Consider the following 17,029-nt stretch of genomic DNA (forward strand, 5'->3'; position numbering starts at 1 on the left):
GACCACCCGGTCGGGTACTACCGAAGCTGCGCTCGCGGTGGTACGGATCCCCATCCGTACGGGTGTGGTTGTCACGGGTGCGCGTCGCGTTTCGCTACGACCCGTAGCGTAACTGGGCCGGTATCAGCGGCGCGGCGCCACGTGCTGTGATACCGCTCACTCGTCACGTTACCTACCGGCCGGTATGGTCCGGCCTATGTGCCCGTTCTCCCCTGGCAAACGCACCGGCCGCCCGCGAAGTGCCGACGCGGACCGAGCGATCCTGACGGCCACCAGGAGCGCGCTGGCGGAGCAGGGCTGGGGCAGGCTCACCCTCGGCGACGTCGCGGCCCGCGCGGGGGTCGCCAAGACCACCCTCTACCGGCGCTGGGCGGGCAAGAACGAGCTGGTGGTGGACGCGGTTGCCGCACTCTTCGAGGAGCAGCTCGAACTGCCCGACCTGGGCAGCCTTGAGGCCGACATCCAGGGCGTGGTGCTGCGCTTCGCCGAGCTGCTCAACCGCCCGGAGACCAGGACCGCGCTGATGGCGGTGATCGCCGAGGCGGCGCACGACGACGCGCTGCGGCTGCGGATCCGCGAGGCGATCGTGGACCGGCAGAAGCACCTGGTGGTGCTGGGCAGGAAGCGCGCGCAGGCGCGCGGCGAGATCCCGCCCGAGGACAGCGCGGCCGGACCCGCGCGGGACAATTTGATCTTCGACGTGGTCGCCGGCGCCGTGGTCCACCGGGTCATGGTCAGCTCCGAGCCGGTCGACGAGGAGTGGGCGGGCCGGCTCGCCGTGCTCCTCGTCGTCGGTCTGGCCGGTCTGCACACCGCTCAGGACCTGTGAACCGCGCAACAGGTCCGCTGGTGAGCGGCGACCTCCCCGCCGGCCGCACCTACCGCCTCGGCCACTTCCGCAACGAAGTGGTCGAACTCCCCCGCCATGACGCCCTTGACGAACGCCTCCCATTTAGCCGCGGTGGTCACAGCCACCACGTCCGGCTGCTCGGTCTCCCTTATGTAGACCATCCCGTCGTCGCCGACGGTCGCTTCGAGGGCCACATCGTCCTTTCCTGGAGAGCGGGTCGGTCGGCGACGAATCTACCGATCGGCGCCGGGCCCAGGTCTGCGCCGGACGGGGCGGACGGGGGGACGCGGAGGGCGCTCAGAAGCGGGCAGGCTCGGTGTACGTGCCCCATTCCTCGCGCAGCGCGTCGCAGATCTCGCCGAGGGTGGCCTCGGACCGCACCGCGTCCAGCATCGGCGCGATCATGTTGCCGCCGGAGCGGGCGGCGGCCAGCATCGCGTCGATCCCGCGGCGCACGCCGGCCTCGTCCCTGGCCGCACGGCGGGCGGCGAGCGCCTGCACCTGGTCGCGCTCCACCTCGTGGCCGACCCGCAGGATCTCCAGGTCGCCGGTGACCGAGCCGGTGTGGCGGTTGACGCCGACGACCCGCTTCTCGCCCTTCTCCAGCGCGCGCTGGTACTGGAAGGCGGACTCGGCGATCTCCCCGGTGAAGTAGCCGTCCTCGATGCCGCGCAGGATGCCGGAGGTGATCGGGCCCACCGGGTGCTCACCGCTGGGCACCGCCCGGGTGCCCAGCTCCCTGATCCGGTCGAAGATCTTCTCCGCGTCCCGCTCGATCCGGTCGGTCAGCGCCTCGACGTACCAGGAGCCGCCGAGCGGGTCGGCGACATTGGCCACGCCGGTCTCCTCCATCAGCACCTGCTGGGTGCGCAGCGCGATCTCGGCGGCCTGCGCGCTGGGCAGCGCGAGCGTCTCGTCCAGCGCGTTGGTGTGCAGCGAGTTCGTCCCGCCGAGCACCGCGGACAGCGCCTCCACGGCGGTGCGCACCACGTTGTTGTACGGCTGCTGGGCCGTGAGCGACACCCCGGCGGTCTGGGTGTGGAAGCGTAGCCACTGCGCCTTGTCCGAGGTGGCGCCGTAGACGTCCCGCATCCAGCGCGCCCAGATGCGGCGGGCGGCCCGGAATTTGGCGATCTCCTCGAAGAAGTCCAGATGCGCGTCGAAGAAGAAGGACAGGCCGGGCGCGAAGGCGTCGACGTCCAGCCCGCGGCTCAGGCCCAGCTCCACGTAGCCGAAGCCGTCGGCCAGGGTGTACGCCAGCTCCTGCGCCGCCGTCGCGCCCGCCTCGCGGATGTGGTAGCCGGAGACCGACAGCGGTTTGTACGCCGGGATGGCCGCGGCGCAGTGCTCCATCAGGTCGCCGATCAGCCGCAGGTGCGGGCCGGGCTCGAAGAGCCACTCCTTCTGGGCGATGTACTCCTTGAAGATGTCGGTCTGGAGGGTGCCGTTGAGCACCGCCGGGTCGACGCCCTGCCGCTCGGCGGCGACCAGGTACATGCAGAAGACCGGGACGGCGGGTCCCGAGATGGTCATGGAGGTGGTGACGTCGCCGAGCGGGATGTCGCGGAAGAGCACTTCCATGTCGGCGGCGGAGTCGATGGCCACCCCGCAGTGCCCGACCTCGCCGAGCGAGCGCGGGTCGTCGGAGTCTCGGCCCATCAGGGTGGGCATGTCGAAGGCCACGGACAGCCCGCCGCCGCCGTTGGCCAGGATCGTGCGGTAGCGCTCGTTGGTCTGCTCGGCATTGCCGAAGCCGGCGAACTGCCGGATCGTCCAGGTCCTGCCGCGGTAGCCGGTCGCGTGCAGCCCCCGGGTGAAGGGATACTCCCCCGGCCAGCCGATCCGCTCGAAGCCCGGCACGTCGGCGCCCGGCGGTGGGCCGTACACCGGCTCCACCGGATCGCCGGACAGCGTGCTGAAATCGGCCTCCCGCCTGCGGGCTGCGTCGTACCGTGCCTGCCAGCGGCGGCGGCCTGTCTCGATCCCGGTAGCGTCCATACCCTCGAATTTACTAGGACGTCCAAGTAAATGTCGATGCGGCACGGCTCACCATCCGGGTGAGCCGTGGATTACGCGCTGACCGGCTCGGCCGGCTCGGGCTCGACGATCTTCGGCGCCAGCTCGCGCGTGACGCGGCGCTCGACGAAGAACGCCGCGCTGGGCACGGTCCCGGCGAGCAGGACCCAGGCCATCCGGCCGATCGGCCACTTCGCCTTGCTGCACAGGTCGAAGGCGAAAACGAGGTAGACGACGTAGAGCCAGCCGTGCGCGAAGCCGACAGCGGTGGTGAAGGTGCCCGCGCCGTTGATGTCCAGCACGTACTTGGCGATCACACCGAGGGTGAGCGCGATCAGCAGCACGCCCGTCACATAAGCCATCACGCGGTAGCGGGTCAGCACGCTTCGTTTCATGCCGAGCAGCCTATCCGGTACGTTTTGCGCCCCGATTCCGGCCCCCGTCAGCCCTCCGCTTCCCTGTCGGTCTTCCTGCTCGCTCCCTCCGCGGACGGCCTCGTCCCTCGGCCGGCCACTACGCGAGCTCGTGCGTCAGCCCTCCGCTTGCTCTGTCGGTCTTCCTGCTCGCTCCCTCCGCGGACGGCCTCGTCCCTCGGCCGGCCACTACGCGAGCTCGTGCGTCAGCCCTCCGTGAAATCCCCCGCCGCTATCCGCAGCGGCCGCAGCAGGGCGAAGATCTCGCCGCACTCCTCCGCGTCGTAGACGCCCAGGCCGAAGTCCATCTCCATCAGGTCCTGGGTGGCGGACTCCACGATCTCGCGGCCCTTGTCGGTGATCGAGGCGAGGGTGCCGCGGCCGTCGTTGGGGTTGGGGCGCTTGTCGACCAGGCCGGACGCGACCAGGCGGTCGACGGTGTTGGTGACCGACGTCGGGTGCACCATCAGGCGCTCGCCGATCTTGGACATCGGCAGCTCGCCGGCCTTGGAGAAGGTGAGCAGCACCAGCGCCTCGTAGCGCGCGAAGGTCAGGCCGTACGGCTTGACGACCGCGTCGACCTGGCCGAGCAGGATCTGCTGGGCGCGCATGATCGAGGTGATCGCGCCCATCGACGGTACGCCGCCCCAGCGGCGGGCCCACAGCTCGTCTGCGCGGGCGATCGGGTCGAAGGGCAGGCTCAGGGGCTTTGACACGGCCCCGAGCCTACCCGTCGGTCACATACCGGGCACAGGTGTCTCGTCAGGCGAGCGCGCTGAGCGCGTGCCACTGGTCCGCGCTCACGTTCCAGTCGCCGTACCCGTTGCCCTTGTCGACCACCGCCCGGCTGGAGCCGGCGGCGATGACCAGGTCGCCGCGGGTGGCGCGGTCGAAGAACCACTTGGCGTCCGGGGCACTCATCCCGATGCAGCCGTGGCTCTTGTTCTGCTTGCCCATGTAGCGGTCGTTCCAGGGCGCCGCGTGCACGAACGTGCCCGACGAGGTGATGCGCACCGCGTTGTTGACGTCCTCGTCGTAGAAGTCGGCGGCGTCCTTGTCCGTGGCGATGCCCACCGAGGACGAGGTCATCCGGACCTTGGACTGCTTGGTCATCACGACCATCTTCCCGTTCCAGGTGGGGAAGTCGGCGCTGCCCGCGGAGATCTTGAAGCTCTTCACCGTGCGGCCGTTCTCGGTGACGCGCAGGGTGTGCGCGGCGAGGTCGGCGTAGGAGATGCGGGCGGTGCCGACGCTGAAGCTGTCGTGGATGTCCCGGCGCAGGAAGCGGCCGCCGCCGGTGTCGATGCCGCTGAGCCTGGCCGTCAGGGTGATCTTGGTCCCGGTCGGCCAGTACGTGTCGGGGCGCCAGTCGACCCGCTGGATCCCGGTCAGCGGGTCGGTGACCCAGCCCCAACCGCCGTGGACGGCGGGCGTGGTGGTGAGAGTCAGCGCCTTCTCGACGGCGGCCCTGTCGGTGACGGGGACGTCGAAGGCCAGCGAGACGGGCAGGCCGACGCCGACCACCGCGTTGTTGAGCGGGGTCGGGGTCACGCCGTTGACCTTCGCGGCGGCGGCCGTGTGGAAGGTGCTCGTGGTGGTCGACTGCTTGCCCGCGCTGTCGGTCGCGGTGGCGGTGACGGTGTAGGCGGTGCCCGGGGTCATCGTGCGGTTCGACGTCCAGGTGTGCGCCGCCTGGTCCAGCGCGCCCGTCACCGCGACCGGGTCGACGCCGTCGGACGACTTGCCCTTCGGGGTGACGGTCACGGCGCCGAGGGTGCCGTCGGCGACGGTCACCGACACGGGGGCGCCGGGGGCGACGCCGGCCTTGCCCGCGGCCGGGGTCACGGTGACGTGCGGGCCGGCCGCGGTCGTCCGGGCCGCGCCGGTGGTGCCCGGTTTGTCGCCGCCGTCCGCCTTGTCGTGGCCTCCGCAGGCGGTGGCACCGAGTACGAGGACGAGCAGGACGGCGGGCACGGTCAGTGCGCGGGTCTTCGGACGGCGGCGGGGAATGCGTATGCGATACACGGCGATCGGATTCCTTGTCAGCAGCTGTCGGTCGAATGGACGTCACCGCGGTCGGCGGTCGCTCCCTGGGAGCCGGCCTTGCCGGTGCCGCCGGACCCGTATCCGGGCGGGGGCGGTGCCTTCTCCGTGGCGGCCGGCGCGCCCGGCGCCGGCCGGGAGAGGGACGCGGCGATGCACTTCTCCACCCCGGTGTCCAGGAACTGGCTCTCCGGGTTGCCCCTCGCGGTCACGAACAGCACCGCGACATAGGGCCCTTCGCTCTCCATCCACACCGTTACCCCGGTTTGCGTCGGCGATGTCCCCTCGAAGCGCGTCGTGCCGTCGGAGCGCTTGAGGGAGTCGCCCGGCTCGATCCCGGATTCGGCCCGGGTGGCCTTGCCCGGCGCCACGGCGCGGGTGGCGGTCTCCGCATCCGCGGGCTCGGCGTCTGCGGGCCGCGGGGGCGCGGCGGCGAGCTTTGCGGCCCCGGCGGCCGCGTTCGCGGGTTCGGGGTCCGCGGGTTCCGGGTTCATGTACGTCGCCTCCCGCTTCTTACACGCGGGGGCGCGGCATTATGTGACACGAAGGTGCCGGCTTTTTGCTGGGGGGCGCTTACGGGGGGTGCCACATGCCGTGGCTTATGCGGCTGCGACGCCGTCGCGGCGAGCGCTCCGTTCTCCCCCGGAGCCTCGCCTGGGGGTACCCCCACGCGCCCCCTCGCGGCCCCCCGGAGGGCAAGGCTCCGGGGTCAGCGGGTGCGGGTTTCGCGGAGGTGGGCCGCCACTGGGGTCAGGGCGTGGCGGTAGGCCGCGAGGTCCTGGGGGGAGATGAGGTCGATGAAGTGCTCGCGGACCGAGGCGACATGGCGCGGAGCGACCTGGCGCATGGTGTCCCAGCCCTGGTCGGTGAGGACCGCGTAGAGGCCGCGGCGGTCGGACTCGCAGTTCTCGCGGCGGACGAATCCGGCGGCTTCCATGCGGGTGACCTGGTGGGAGAGCCGGCTCTTGGACTGGAGGGTCGACTTCGCGAGGTCGCTCATCCGCATCCGCCGGTCCTCGGCCTCCGAGAGGTTGACGAGGATCTCGTAGTCGTTGTTCGTCAGGCCGAAGGGCTGCAGGTCGCGCTCCAGCTGGTACATGAGCAGCCGGCTGACATCGAGGTGGATGCGCCAGGCGCGCTGCTCGTCCTCGGTGAGCCAGGAGGTGGCGCTGCCCGCGGTCTCGGTGGTCATACCGGTAATTCTACCGTCCGTTGAATTCCGGATGACTACCAGGGTAGTGGTGCGGTCACCGTATGCAGCGGCTCACCGTCATGACCTGCCCGGCACGCCGGGACCGGCGCCGGCGGGGACGCCCCCGGTGGCGGCGGCCGGCATCAGCTCCTCGGTGGACTGCAGCAGCACCTGCCCGGCCCCGGTGAACTCGAACTGGTGCTCCTCGCCCGAGGCGCCGCCGATTCCGGTGAGCGCCCTGATGCCGCCCAGGACGCCCCGCATGTAGGCGTGGTCGTAGTGGTGGCAGGGGCTGGGGCAGTCGGCCCAGCCGACGAGGGCCTGCGGGTCGACCCGGATCGGCGGCTCCACGAAGTGCACCGCCCCGTTGGAGGCGGCGACGAACTTGCCGGTCCCGATGAGGGTGAGGAAGCCCGGGATGATCGACTGCTTGAGCGCCAGTCCCGGCTGGAAGGCCAGCAGGTTGCCGGAGCGGATGGTGAGGTTGCCGTCTTCGAGGTCGTAGGAGTTGATGTCGTACGCCCGGTCGGCGAGCAGCATCTTGCCGCGGCCCTGGGCGACGACCCAGGCGGTGGCGTGCAGCGGGGAGTGGAAGTTGGCGGCGATGAGGTGGTCGAGCGGGCCGTGCCCGATGGCGTGGAAGTCGACCTGCCCGTAGTAGGCGATCATCTTCCCCTTCTGCAGGAACCACTGGCCGTCGAGGTCGACGCAGAAGGCGTACGGGTTGACGTTGTCGTCGGCCGGCAGTGTGAAGGGGTCGTGCACGACCGGGCCTTCGCCGTGGCTCACAGTTTCTCCTCCGAGGCCTGCACATAGACCGTGCCCTGGCCGCTGAGTTCGAGTTGGAAGGCCTCGCCGGAGCCGCGGCCGACCATCTCGCGCCAGCCGACGGCGGTGGCGAGCTTGTTGCGCAGGTCGCCGCGGTGGGCGACGTAGGCCTGCGGGTCGACGTGGACGGGGCGGCCGGGGGTGACGGGGAGCTCGAAGACGCCGCCGTGTGCCATGACGGCGACCGAGCCCTTGCCCTGGAGGGTGGTGGTGAACAGGCCCTGCCCGGTGACCTGGCCCCTTATCACGCCCATCACACCGCTCTGCGAGCCCATGAACATCGTGCCCTGGGCGAGGGAGCCGTCGAAGGCGAGCAGCCGGTCGGCCTCGACGTAGAGGGTCTCGCCGGTCAGGTCGACGGTGTGGATGTGGTGGCCGCCGTGGCCGAACATCACCAGGCCGTCGCCCTCGACGGTCATCAGCGGCGTGGCCTCGTTGGCGACCCGGCGGCCGATCATCGACATCACACCGCCCTGGCCGCCGACGATGCTGGGGGTGAAGGTGACCTCGCCGCGGTAGGCGAGCATCGCGCCGCGCTGGCTGAACATCCGCCGGCCGGGCACGACGCGCGCCTCCACCAGCTTGGAATTGATCCGGGTGAAGGTCATCTGTTCGCCCTCCCGCCTGCCGCGCTCACATCTGCCCCCCGACGGTGTTGCGCTCGCTGGGCTGGACGTAGACCAGGCCCTCGCCCTCGAAGTGGATCTGGAAGCTCTCGCCCGAGCCCTCGCCGATCAGGGTGCGCAGGCCGACCGAGGAGCGCAGCTGCTGGGTCAGCCTGCCGGTGTGGGCGACGTAGGCGCCGGGGTCGACGACCAGCGGGGTGCCCGGCGTCACGCGCAGCACGATGGCCGGGCCGTCGGACATGATCGCGGCCTGGCCGGTGCCCTCCACGGTGGTGGTGAACAGGCCGTTGCCCTGGGAGGCGCCGCGCAGGCCGGTGAAGGTGGTGCCGGTGCGCAGCGACGGCTCGGTGACCAGCAGGTTGCTGGCCTCGACGTGCAGCTTGTCGCCGGTGAGGCGGACCAGGTTGATCTCGGTGGCGCGGTCGGCGAAGAAGCAGGTGCCGTGGCCCTTGACCTCCATCACCTCCATGGCCTCACCGGTGATGCGGCGGGTGACCAGGCCGCGCAGGCCCTCGCCGCCGCCGGTCATCTTCTTGAACGTCATCTCGCCCTCGTAGGCGACCATGGCGCCCTTCTTGGCCTTGACCGCGTCGCCTGCCAGGTCCACCGCGAGGACCCGGGTGCTCTGGAGCCGGAAGGTCGCCACGGGTCAGCCGCTGTCGGCCGGGGTGCGGGGGCGCACCGGGAGGGGTTCGAGCGGTTCGCCGGTATCGCCCGCGGCCTCCTTGACTTCGAGCAGCGAGGCGCTGCGGCGCTCCGCCTCGAAGGCCGCGTGGCCGCCGCGCAGGCCGAACAGCCGCTTGCCGAGCAGGATGTAGAGGACGGCGAGCACGTTGAGCGCGAGGGTGCCGATCTTGAAGTAGCTGACCTTCTCGGTCAGCTCGTAGACCTCCAGGGGGAGGAAGGCGGCGGTGGCGACGACGGTCAGGTACTCGGCCCAGCGCTTGGCCCACCACAGGCCGAAGCCCTCGATGATCTCGATCAGCGCGTAGCCGAGCAGGGCGGCGGCGACGACGTGGAGGGTGGACTTCTTGTAGTCGAAGGTCTTGCGGATGGTGTCCACGACCGGTGAGTGGTCCAGGTCGTAGTGGAAGTGGTCGGCGACCGGCTTGAAGGCGGTGAGGTCGTCCTCGAAGAGCTTGTGCACCGCGTCCTGCGAATTGCTGAACTTCCACACCGCCCAGGCCGCGATCACGATCAGCAGCCCGCGCAGGATCCGCTCGATCGCCAGGAAGCGCAGGATGAACAGGTCGCGCAGCGCCCGGCCGCGCGGCACCAGCGGCGCCCGGTCGGCGGGGCCCGTGCCGTGCGGCTCGCCGAGCACGAAGTCGCCGCAGCGCAGGCAGCGCCACACCTCGCCGACCGCGGTGCCGGCGTGCAGCCGGGCGCGCAGCCGCAGTTCGTCGGGCGCGTAGGTGATGTGGCCCTTGCGGGCGCAGTGCCTGCGGTCCCAGTCGATGCTCATCGTGTCCCGGTCCCCGTCGAGTGCGTACAGATGTCGTGGACAGGGACGCTATCGCCCGCCTGACGGTTTCCTACCCCGGGGACGGGTGATCGATACGGGCCGGTGATAATGGAAAGGCCTTTGTGATCGCGTTCACAAGGACCGGATCGTTCCGACAGCCCCCGACAGTGAGGTTTCCCGTGGACCTGAAGACCGCCGGCGCTCTGCGCAGGCTGCGCCTGATCTCCGCCCCGGAGGCGGTCTCCTTCCTGCTTCTGCTGGTGTGCTCGGTGCTCAAGCGCACCACGGACTTCAACGCGGTGCCGGTGATGGGCATGGTGCACGGCGTGCTGTTCATCGGCTACGTCGTGCTGTGGGCGCTGGCCTGGCGGAGCGCCCGCTGGGGCTTCGGGCGGGCGGCGCTGCTGTTCGTGCTGTCGGTCCTGCCCACCGGCGGTTTCTTCGCGGAGCGCACGCTGGCCCGCGAGTGCGAGGAGGCGGTCGTCGCCGCCCGTACGGCGCCGCAGCAGGCGGTCGGCGCATGATCGTCGCCTTCTCGATCACCCCGCTGGGCGTCGGCGAGGAGGTCGGCGAATACGTCGCGGACGCGGTGCGGGTGGTGCGCGAGTCCGGGCTGCCGAACCGTACGGACGCGATGTTCACCTCCGTCGAGGGCGACTGGGACGAGGTGATGGACGTCGTGAAGCGGGCGGTGGCGGCCGTCGAGGAGCGGGCGCCGCGGGTGTCGCTGGTCCTCAAGGCGGACCTGCGGCCCGGCGTCACGGACGGCCTGGAGTCCAAGGTGGCGACGGTGGAGCGTTATCTGGCCGGGTGAGGGTGCGTTTCCGGACATCCTGCCGTAGCACGGAGGTCACGGTTCCGTCACATGCGGGGCGGGCGGGGACTACACGGAGACCGCGGCGATCCAGCGGGCCGGGCGGTCACAGCGGTCCGCCGGTGGCCAGCGCGATGCCCAGCGCGGTGCGCTCGTAGAGCACCTGGTGGCCGTAGCGGCGCGACGTCAGCAGCCCCGCGTCGCGCAGCACCGCGAGGTGGGACGACACCGACGACATCGCCATGACGTGCCGGTGTGCCAGCGCCGTGGTGGTGCTCGGCGCGTCGAGGCCGCTGAGGATCGCGGCCCGGTTGGCGCCCAGCAGCCGCACCAGGGTGGTGGACGCGGTCGGGCCGCCGGGCGCCCACAGGCCGCCGATGCCGCGCGCCGGGTAGATCACCAGCGGCTGCCAGGGCGGGTCGAAGGCGCTGCCGGCCTCGGGCCAGAAGAAGACGCTGGGCACCAGGACCAGGCCGCGCCCGCCGGGTTCCGGCAGCGGGCCCATGGTGCCCGCGGTGGTCAGCGCACCCTCCGACCAGTGCAGTTTCGGGTGCAGCCCGGTGAAGAGCCGCTGCATGCCGCCGTCGGCGAGCCGCCTGGCATGGTAGGCGACGTCGGCTTCGAGGACCGCGCGCAGCCGCGGCCAGTGCGGCGCGAGCAGCGCGGCCCACACGTGTTCGTACAGCCCCGCCAGCTGCCGTACGGTGCCGCCCGGGTCGCTGAGCATGGCCCGGCCCCTGCGGGTCTCGGCGGCGCCCGGGGTCTGGGCCAGGGCGGCGGCGATCTGCCGCCTGGCGACCTCCGGCGGGGTGGCCCGCACGACGTCCAGCTCCTCGTCGAGGCCGGCGAGCGGCGCCTCGGGTATGGGTTGCAGGAAGTCGGGCCCGTAGCCGTGCTCGGGGGCCAGCAGCCACAGCGGGGCGAGGTCGAGACCGGCCGCCGCGGCTCTGACCTGGCGCAGCCACGGCAGGTGGTGGCCGTGCCGGTCGGGCCGGGACAGCGTGCGCACCGCGCCCTGCGCCTCACGCAGCGGGGATATGGCGAAACGGCACCTCAGCAGGTCCTCAGCCGCAAAACGCATGCGAAGCGACATCATGACCCCCAAGATTCGGCTGTGGGCGAAAGACTACACGTGGGGTCCCTGTGGCTCCAGGGTGATGACATGACAACGGACAGCGAGCACCCTCCGCGTGGTGTCCACCCCGCTTCGCCGGCCGGAGAAGAGCACGTGAAGGACTCGGAAGACGCCACCACCACCCCCGGCGGCGACAGCGGCACCTCCATCGGATACGGTGCCGTATTTTCCGTTCGCGAATTCCGCCCCATATTCGCCGCACATGTACTGTCCCTGCTCGGCGGTGTGCTCGCCGAGGTCGCGCTCGCCGTCCTGATCTTCGCCGAGACCGGCTCAGCCGTGCTGTCCGCACTGGTCTTCGCGCTGACCTATCTGCCCTACGCGCTCAGCGGGCTGCTGCTGTCCGGCATCGCCGACCGCTATCCCGCCCGCCGCGTCCTGGTCACCTGCGACGTGCTGTCCTGCGGCTGCGTGGCCGCGATGGCGATACCCGGGACACCCGTGGTGCTGCTCTTCGTGCTGCGGATCGCCGTCTCGCTGATCGCCCCGCTCTTCACCGGCACCCGGGCGGCGAGCCTGGCCGACATCCTCCAGGGCGAGCGCTACGTGCTCGGCCGCTCGCTGGTGCGGATCGTGGCCCAGGGCTCGCAGATCGCCGGCTTCGGCCTCGGCGGCCTGGTCCTGGTGTGGCTGTCGCCGCGCTCCGCGCTGCTGCTGACCGCGGCCACCTTCGCCGGCTCCGCGCTGCTGCTGCGGCTCGGCACCGCGGACCGCCCGGCCCGGGTCACCGGCAGCGGGCGGCTGATGCGCGAGTCGATCGTGTCGGCGGGCCGGCTGATGGCCGACCGGCGGATCAGGGCGCTGCTGCTGATGTGGTGGGTGCCGCCGATGTTCTTCATCGTCGCCGAGGGCCTGGCGGCGCCCTTCGCCAAGGCCGCCGGCATCGGCACGGTCGGCTTCGGCCTCTTCCTCGCGGCGATGCCCGCGGGCACCGCCGTCAGCGAGGTGCTGGCGGGAACGATGCTCTCGCCCGCGACCCGCGACCGTATCGTGCTGCCCCTCGCGGGGATCTCGCTGCTGCCGCTGGTCCTCTTCGCCGTCGACCCGTCGCTGCCGCTGGCGCTCGTGCTGCTGGTGCTGACCGGCCTGTGCGCGGCCTACGCGCTGGGCATGGACCGCTGGTTCGTCGACGACGTGCCCGACCAGATGCGCGGGCAGGCCATGTCCCTGCTGGGCGCCGGCCTGATGACCCTGCAAGGCCTCGGCATCACGATCGGCGGCGCCCTCGCGGAATGGGCGCCGCCCTACGCGGTCATCGCCGGCTCGGGCATCGGGGGCACCCTGAGCGTGCTGCTGGTGCTGCGCACGGTGCGGCGCACCCGGGGCATGCGGGCGCTGCGGCTCGCCTGAGGAGGGGAGTCAGCGCCGGGTGAGATACGTGTGCATCGCCCGGTGCAGCGCCTTGTTCACCGCGCCCTGGAGCGGCAGTTCCCACTCCCCCACGGTCTCCACCGCCTCGCCGCCGGTGCCGAGCTTCCAGCGCAGCAGCCCGTGGGCGCGGGCCGCCGGGTCCAGGTCGTCGGGCACCCCGCGCATGTCGTAGACCGCCGCGCCCGCCGCCAGCGCGTCGCACAGCATCCGCCACTGCAGGGCGTTGCTCGGCCGCACCTCGCGGCGGTGGTCGGCGGACGCGCCGGTCTGGTACCAGACGCGGTTGCCGTCCGGTGCGGTCAACAGGGTGTGCGCGGCCAGCAGTTCGCCCTGGTGGCGGGCGGTGTAGAGGCGCATGCTGCCGGGCCGGCCGGCGTTCAGCTCGGCATACTGCCGCTGGTAGTAGTCCAGGTCCCGGCCCAGGTCGAAGCCGTCGCGGCGCTCGGTGACCCGCAGCAGCCCGTGGAAGGCGGGCAGCGTCCGCGGCCCCTCCACCCCGGTCCACACGCCGCACTTGGCGGCCTTCTTGATGTTGCGGCGCCACTCCTGGTTCAGCCCGGTCCACAGGTCGTCCAGGCCCCGCCCGGCCAGCGGCACCTCGAAGACCAGCCTCGGCTGCGCGTCGCCGCCCTGCCCGTCCTCGCCGCACCGGCGCCAGCCCGACTCGCGCAGCCGGTCGGCGACCGCGGCGCCCAGCGGCTCCACCAGGTCGGGCAGGATGTCGCCGACCCTGCGCCCCGGCCCCGCCGCGTCCTTGAGCGTCCGCGCCGACCACCTGCGGTAAGCCAGCGGCGGCCCCATCCGTACGGCGAAGGCACCGGTGCCCGCCAGATGCCCGAGCAGCGGGTCGAGCCAGCGCTCCAGCTGCGGGTCCGCCCAGTCCACGCCAGGCCCTTCCGGCAGATACGCGAAGAAGCGGCGTACTCCGGGAGGCCGCCGGTAGAGCACCAGCGCGGAGCCGACCATCCGCCGGTCCGCGTCGAACCACCCCAGGCTCTCGGCCCGCCACCCGGTCTTCACCCTCGCCCAGGCGGGCGTCTGCAGAAAGCTCGCGGTGTGCGGGCCCGGCCGCCGCAGGTACGCCGCGTGCACCTCGCCGGGTATCACCCCCAGGCGCAGCTCGGTGAGCTCCCCCGCCGGTGCGTGTGCCTGCGGCCGCTGATGGGTGGTCATCGTCAAGGCGTCGTCCTCCGCATATGCGGCGGTCCCGGGCGGCCCGCACACCTGTAACACGCGCGTACCGCCGGGTATGTGACAGAGAGATTCCCGACATCGCGGGGGCCTCCGGCCCCAGGCACGACTACGCCACACTTACCGGGGCGCCCCCCGCTCCCTCCGCCCGAGAGGGCAACCCCCTCCCGGGGCGCGGGGAACGGCGCGACCAGCCGTCGACGGGCTGCACGTCGCCACCGGCCGAAAGGGGCTGCCCGATCCGTACCGGACCACCGGCAGGCGGTGGGCTTGTCGCGCCCACGCGGCGCCGGCCGCAGACCAGATGCGGCCCCGCGCCCCTGAGGGCTCGGCTCTGTCGCAGAGGGCAAGCCAAAAGGGGCGCGGGGAACGGCGCGGCCAACCACGACGGCGGCGCACGCGAGGCACCGCCGCGAGCGGCAGGACCTCAGGAGCGCGGGGAACGGCGCGGCCAACCACGACGGCGGCGCACGCGAGGCACCGCCGCGAGCGGCAGGACCTCAGGAGCGCGGGGAACGGCGCGACCAGCCGTCGACGGGCTGCACGTCGCCACCGGCCGAAAGGGGCTGCCCGATCCGTACCGGACCACCGGCAGGCGGTGGGCTTGTCGCGCCCACGCGGCGCCGGCCGCAGACCAGATGCGGCCCCGCGCCCCTGAGGGCTCGGCTCTGTCGCAGAGGGCAAGCCAAAAGGGGCGCGGGGAACGGCGCGGCCAACCACGACGGCGGCGCACGCGAGGCACCGCCGCGAGCGGCAGGACCTCAGGGGCGCGGGGTACGCGCGGACGAGGGGCGGGGGCAGAACGTGAGGAGCAGGGGTTGACGACGGCGCCGGCAAGACCAGGTGGCCGCAGGGCACATGCGCGGCCGTCGCTGCGCCGCAGCGGCACGCTGATGGTGGCCGGCTCGCTGGCGTCGCGAGCGACGGGCTTCCTCCGCTTGGCGGTGATCACCGCAAGCGTGGGCACCGCGGCCTCCGGTGACGCCTTCGGTGTCGCCAACACCGTCCCGAACATCATCTACGCCCTGATGATCGGCGGCGCCCTCCAGTCCGTCTTCGTGCCCGAACTGGTCCGCGCGGCGAAGGAGCACGCCGACGGCGGCCAGGCGTACACCGACCGCCTGCTCACCCTGTGCGCGGTCGCGCTGGCCCTGATCACCGCGCTGGCGGTGCTGGCGGCGCCGCTCCTGGTGACGGCCTACGCACCGGACTTCGGCGGCGCGCAGCGCGACCTCACGGTCACGCTGGCCCGCTACTGCCTGCCGCAGATCCTCTGCTACGGCGTCTTCACGCTGCTCGGCCAGGTGCTGGGCGCCCGCGACCGCTTCGGCGCGATGATGTGGACGCCGGTGCTCAACAACCTCGTCGTCATCGCCGTGTTCGGCCTCTACCTCGGCACCGCCCGCGGCGGCGTCGACGACCGGGACGCGATGGTGCTGGGCCTCGGCAGCACCGCGGGCATCGCGGTGCAGGCGCTCGGCCTGCTGCCCTCCCTGCGCGCCGCGGGCTTCCGCTGGCATCCGCGGTTCGACTGGCGCGGCGCCGGGCTGACCCAGCCGCTGCGGGCCGCGGTGTGGACGCTGCTGCTGGTGCTGGTCAACCAGGCCGCCTACTGGGTCGTCACCCGGCTGTCGACCTCCGCCGGGCAGCACGCGCTGGCGGCCGGGCACCGCGCGGGCGTGGGCTATGCGGCGTACAGCAACGCGTACAGCCTGTGGGTCGTCCCGCAGGGCATCGTCACCGTCTCGCTGGTCACCGCGCTGCTGCCGCGGATGAGCCGGGCGGCGGCGGACGGCGACCACGCGGCGGTCGGCGCCGACCTGACCCGCGGCCTGAACACGTCGGGCACCGCCGTCGTGCCCGCCGTCCTGGCCTTCCTGACGCTCGCCCCGCAGATCACCGGTGTCGTCTTCCAGCACGGCGCCACCACGGAGGCGGACGCCGCGGCGATCGGCTGGATGCTGACCGCCTTCGCGCTCGGGCTGCCCGCTTTCGCGGGCCAGTATCTGCTGGCCCGCGGCTTCTACGCGCTGGGCGACACGCGTACGCCCTTCTTCCTCAACGTGCTGATCGCCGCCGTCAACGCCTCGCTGGCGGCGGCTTCCTACGCGCTGCTGCCGGCCCGCTGGGCGGTCACCGGCATGGCGGCCGGCTATGCCGTCGCCTGTACGGCGGGGCTGCTCGCGACCTCCGCGCTGCTGCGGCGCCGGCTGGCCTGGCGGCCCCGGGTGCTGTCGCACCACCTGCGGCTGCTCGCCGCCTTCCTGCCGGGTGCCGCGCTGTCGCTGGCGGCCGCGCACTACTGTGCCGGGCGGTTCGGTACGTCGTCGGCGGCCGATCTGGCGGCGCTGCTGGCGGGTTGCGCGGCCCTGGTGCTGCCCGCGGCGGTCCTGGCGCGGCCGCTGGGCCTGCGCTTCGGCCGGCTCTAGCACCGTGGGCGCTCAGGCGTCCTACAGGTAGCCGGCGAGGCCCTCGGACAGCACCGCGAAGGCGTGCTCCGCGTCTTCCAGCGCCGCCGGGAAGCGGGCGTCGGCGCTCTGGCCGCCGGTCAGCGCCTCGTGGTTGTCCATCGACAGCAGCCAGTGGATGCCCACGACCTGGGTGGCGGCCAGGCGCGCGGTCAGCGCGGGGACCCCCGCGGTCTCGCGCAGCGCCTCGGCGAGCGCGCTTTGCGCGGCCTCCTGGAAGCCGATCGCGCGGGTGCGCAGCGCGGGCGTCTGCCTGACCATCCGGGTGAGCGCCAGGATCTGCGGGATGTCGTTGAGCCCGGTGACCGGGTCGCGGTCGCGCAGCCCGGCCAGGAAGTGGCCGCGCAGGGCCGCCAGCGGACCGACGTCCGGGGGGCGGGCGCGGACGACCCGGGCCGGCTCGGCCTCGTGGTCGGCGAAGCGGTGGACGACCAGGTCCTCCTTGGCGGGGAAGTACGCGAAGACGGTCCGCTTCGAGACCTCGGCGGCCTCGGCCACCTCCGCGACCGACACCTGGTCGAAGCCGCGTTCCAGGAAGAGCGCGATGGCCGCGTCCGAGATGGCGGCGTGGGTCCGCGCCCTCTTGCGTTCACGCAGGCCTGCCATGGCGCCACCGT

General features: G+C 72.3%; 19 protein-coding genes. 5 read left to right on the forward strand and 14 right to left on the reverse strand.

All coding sequences use genetic code 11. The features are described from left to right. Positions 1-196: 196 nt before the first annotated feature. Positions 197-829 carry a TetR/AcrR family transcriptional regulator gene (locus OG900_12320; protein WUH90805.1) on the forward strand — a complete coding sequence of 211 codons (633 nt, stop codon included), beginning with the start codon at positions 197-199 and terminating at the stop codon, positions 827-829. Here OG900_12320 and OG900_12325 read toward each other — a convergent pair. The 11 genes from OG900_12325 to OG900_12375 all read right to left on the reverse strand — a co-directional run bounded on the left by OG900_12325 (position 817) and on the right by OG900_12375 (position 9,433). Then, positions 817-1,083: a DUF397 domain-containing protein gene (locus OG900_12325; protein WUH95725.1), complete on the reverse strand. Its 267-nt coding sequence runs from the start codon at positions 1,081-1,083 to the stop codon at positions 817-819. The genes OG900_12320 and OG900_12325 overlap by 13 nt on opposite strands. Positions 1,084-1,147: 64 nt before the next feature. After that, on the reverse strand, positions 1,148-2,848 hold the full coding sequence (locus OG900_12330) for a methylmalonyl-CoA mutase family protein (GenBank protein ID WUH90806.1): 1,701 nt from the start codon (positions 2,846-2,848) through the stop codon (positions 1,148-1,150). Between the two features lie 71 nt (positions 2,849-2,919). After that, entirely contained in the window at positions 2,920-3,261 is a 342-nt protein-coding gene (locus OG900_12335) for a DUF3817 domain-containing protein (GenBank protein ID WUH90807.1), read from the reverse strand. A 224-nt stretch (positions 3,262-3,485) separates the two neighbouring features. Continuing rightward, on the reverse strand, positions 3,486-3,995 hold the full coding sequence (locus tag OG900_12340) for a MarR family transcriptional regulator (protein ID WUH90808.1): 510 nt from the start codon (positions 3,993-3,995) through the stop codon (positions 3,486-3,488). 46 nt (positions 3,996-4,041) lie between these two features. Continuing rightward, positions 4,042-5,304, reverse strand: coding sequence for an Ig-like domain-containing protein (locus tag OG900_12345; GenBank protein WUH90809.1), 1,263 nt, complete (start codon positions 5,302-5,304; stop codon positions 4,042-4,044). Positions 5,305-5,321: 17 nt separating this feature from the next. Further along, positions 5,322-5,816, reverse strand: coding sequence for a hypothetical protein (locus tag OG900_12350; GenBank protein ID WUH90810.1), 495 nt, complete (start codon positions 5,814-5,816; stop codon positions 5,322-5,324). Between the two features lie 215 nt (positions 5,817-6,031). After that, positions 6,032-6,514, reverse strand: a complete 483-nt coding sequence (locus tag OG900_12355; protein ID WUH90811.1) for a MarR family transcriptional regulator — start codon at positions 6,512-6,514, stop codon at positions 6,032-6,034. A gap of 78 nt (positions 6,515-6,592) precedes the next feature. Then, positions 6,593-7,303: an AIM24 family protein gene (locus tag OG900_12360; GenBank protein ID WUH90812.1), complete on the reverse strand. Its 711-nt coding sequence runs from the start codon at positions 7,301-7,303 to the stop codon at positions 6,593-6,595. Further along, a complete protein-coding gene (locus OG900_12365) occupies positions 7,300-7,950 on the reverse strand; it encodes an AIM24 family protein (GenBank protein WUH90813.1) in 651 nt (216 codons plus the stop codon). Before OG900_12365 ends, OG900_12360 begins: the two co-directional genes overlap by 4 nt. Before the next feature lie 25 nt (positions 7,951-7,975). Next, entirely contained in the window at positions 7,976-8,614 is a 639-nt protein-coding gene (locus OG900_12370) for an AIM24 family protein (protein ID WUH90814.1), read from the reverse strand. Between the two features lie 3 nt (positions 8,615-8,617). Then, entirely contained in the window at positions 8,618-9,433 is an 816-nt protein-coding gene (locus tag OG900_12375; protein ID WUH90815.1) for a DUF2127 domain-containing protein, read from the reverse strand. Between the two features lie 179 nt (positions 9,434-9,612). Between OG900_12375 and OG900_12380 the strand changes: the two genes are divergently transcribed. Then, positions 9,613-9,957 (forward strand): DUF3817 domain-containing protein, encoded by a 345-nt coding sequence (locus OG900_12380; protein ID WUH90816.1) that lies wholly within the window; start codon positions 9,613-9,615, stop codon positions 9,955-9,957. Then, positions 9,954-10,247 (forward strand): MTH1187 family thiamine-binding protein, encoded by a 294-nt coding sequence (locus tag OG900_12385; GenBank protein WUH90817.1) that lies wholly within the window; start codon positions 9,954-9,956, stop codon positions 10,245-10,247. Before OG900_12380 ends, OG900_12385 begins: the two co-directional genes overlap by 4 nt. 106 nt (positions 10,248-10,353) lie before the next feature. Here OG900_12385 and OG900_12390 read toward each other — a convergent pair whose 3' ends face one another. Next, positions 10,354-11,340: a DUF5937 family protein gene (locus OG900_12390; GenBank protein WUH95726.1), complete on the reverse strand. Its 987-nt coding sequence runs from the start codon at positions 11,338-11,340 to the stop codon at positions 10,354-10,356. 135 nt (positions 11,341-11,475) lie between these two features. On the opposite strand from OG900_12390, the gene OG900_12395 reads away from it, so the two are divergent. Then, positions 11,476-12,732: an MFS transporter gene (locus OG900_12395; protein WUH90818.1), complete on the forward strand. Its 1,257-nt coding sequence runs from the start codon at positions 11,476-11,478 to the stop codon at positions 12,730-12,732. A 9-nt stretch (positions 12,733-12,741) separates the two neighbouring features. Here the strand turns inward: OG900_12395 and OG900_12400 are convergent, their stop codons facing one another. Continuing rightward, positions 12,742-13,926, reverse strand: a complete 1,185-nt coding sequence (locus tag OG900_12400) for an aminoacyltransferase (protein ID WUH90819.1) — start codon at positions 13,924-13,926, stop codon at positions 12,742-12,744. An 836-nt stretch (positions 13,927-14,762) separates the two neighbouring features. Between OG900_12400 and murJ the strand changes: the two genes are divergently transcribed. Continuing rightward, entirely contained in the window at positions 14,763-16,373 is a 1,611-nt protein-coding gene (murJ, locus tag OG900_12405; protein WUH90820.1) for a murein biosynthesis integral membrane protein MurJ, read from the forward strand. Between the two features lie 21 nt (positions 16,374-16,394). On the opposite strand, the gene OG900_12410 is transcribed toward murJ, so the two are convergent. Then, the gene (locus tag OG900_12410) at positions 16,395-17,018 is read right to left on the reverse strand and encodes a TetR family transcriptional regulator (protein ID WUH90821.1); all 624 of its coding nucleotides are present in this window, start codon (positions 17,016-17,018) and stop codon (positions 16,395-16,397) included. Positions 17,019-17,029 lie beyond the last annotated feature (11 nt).

Origin of the sequence: Streptomyces sp. NBC_00433 (genome assembly GCA_036015235.1) — a bacterium.
Taxonomy (GTDB): Bacteria; Actinomycetota; Actinomycetes; order Streptomycetales; family Streptomycetaceae; genus Actinacidiphila.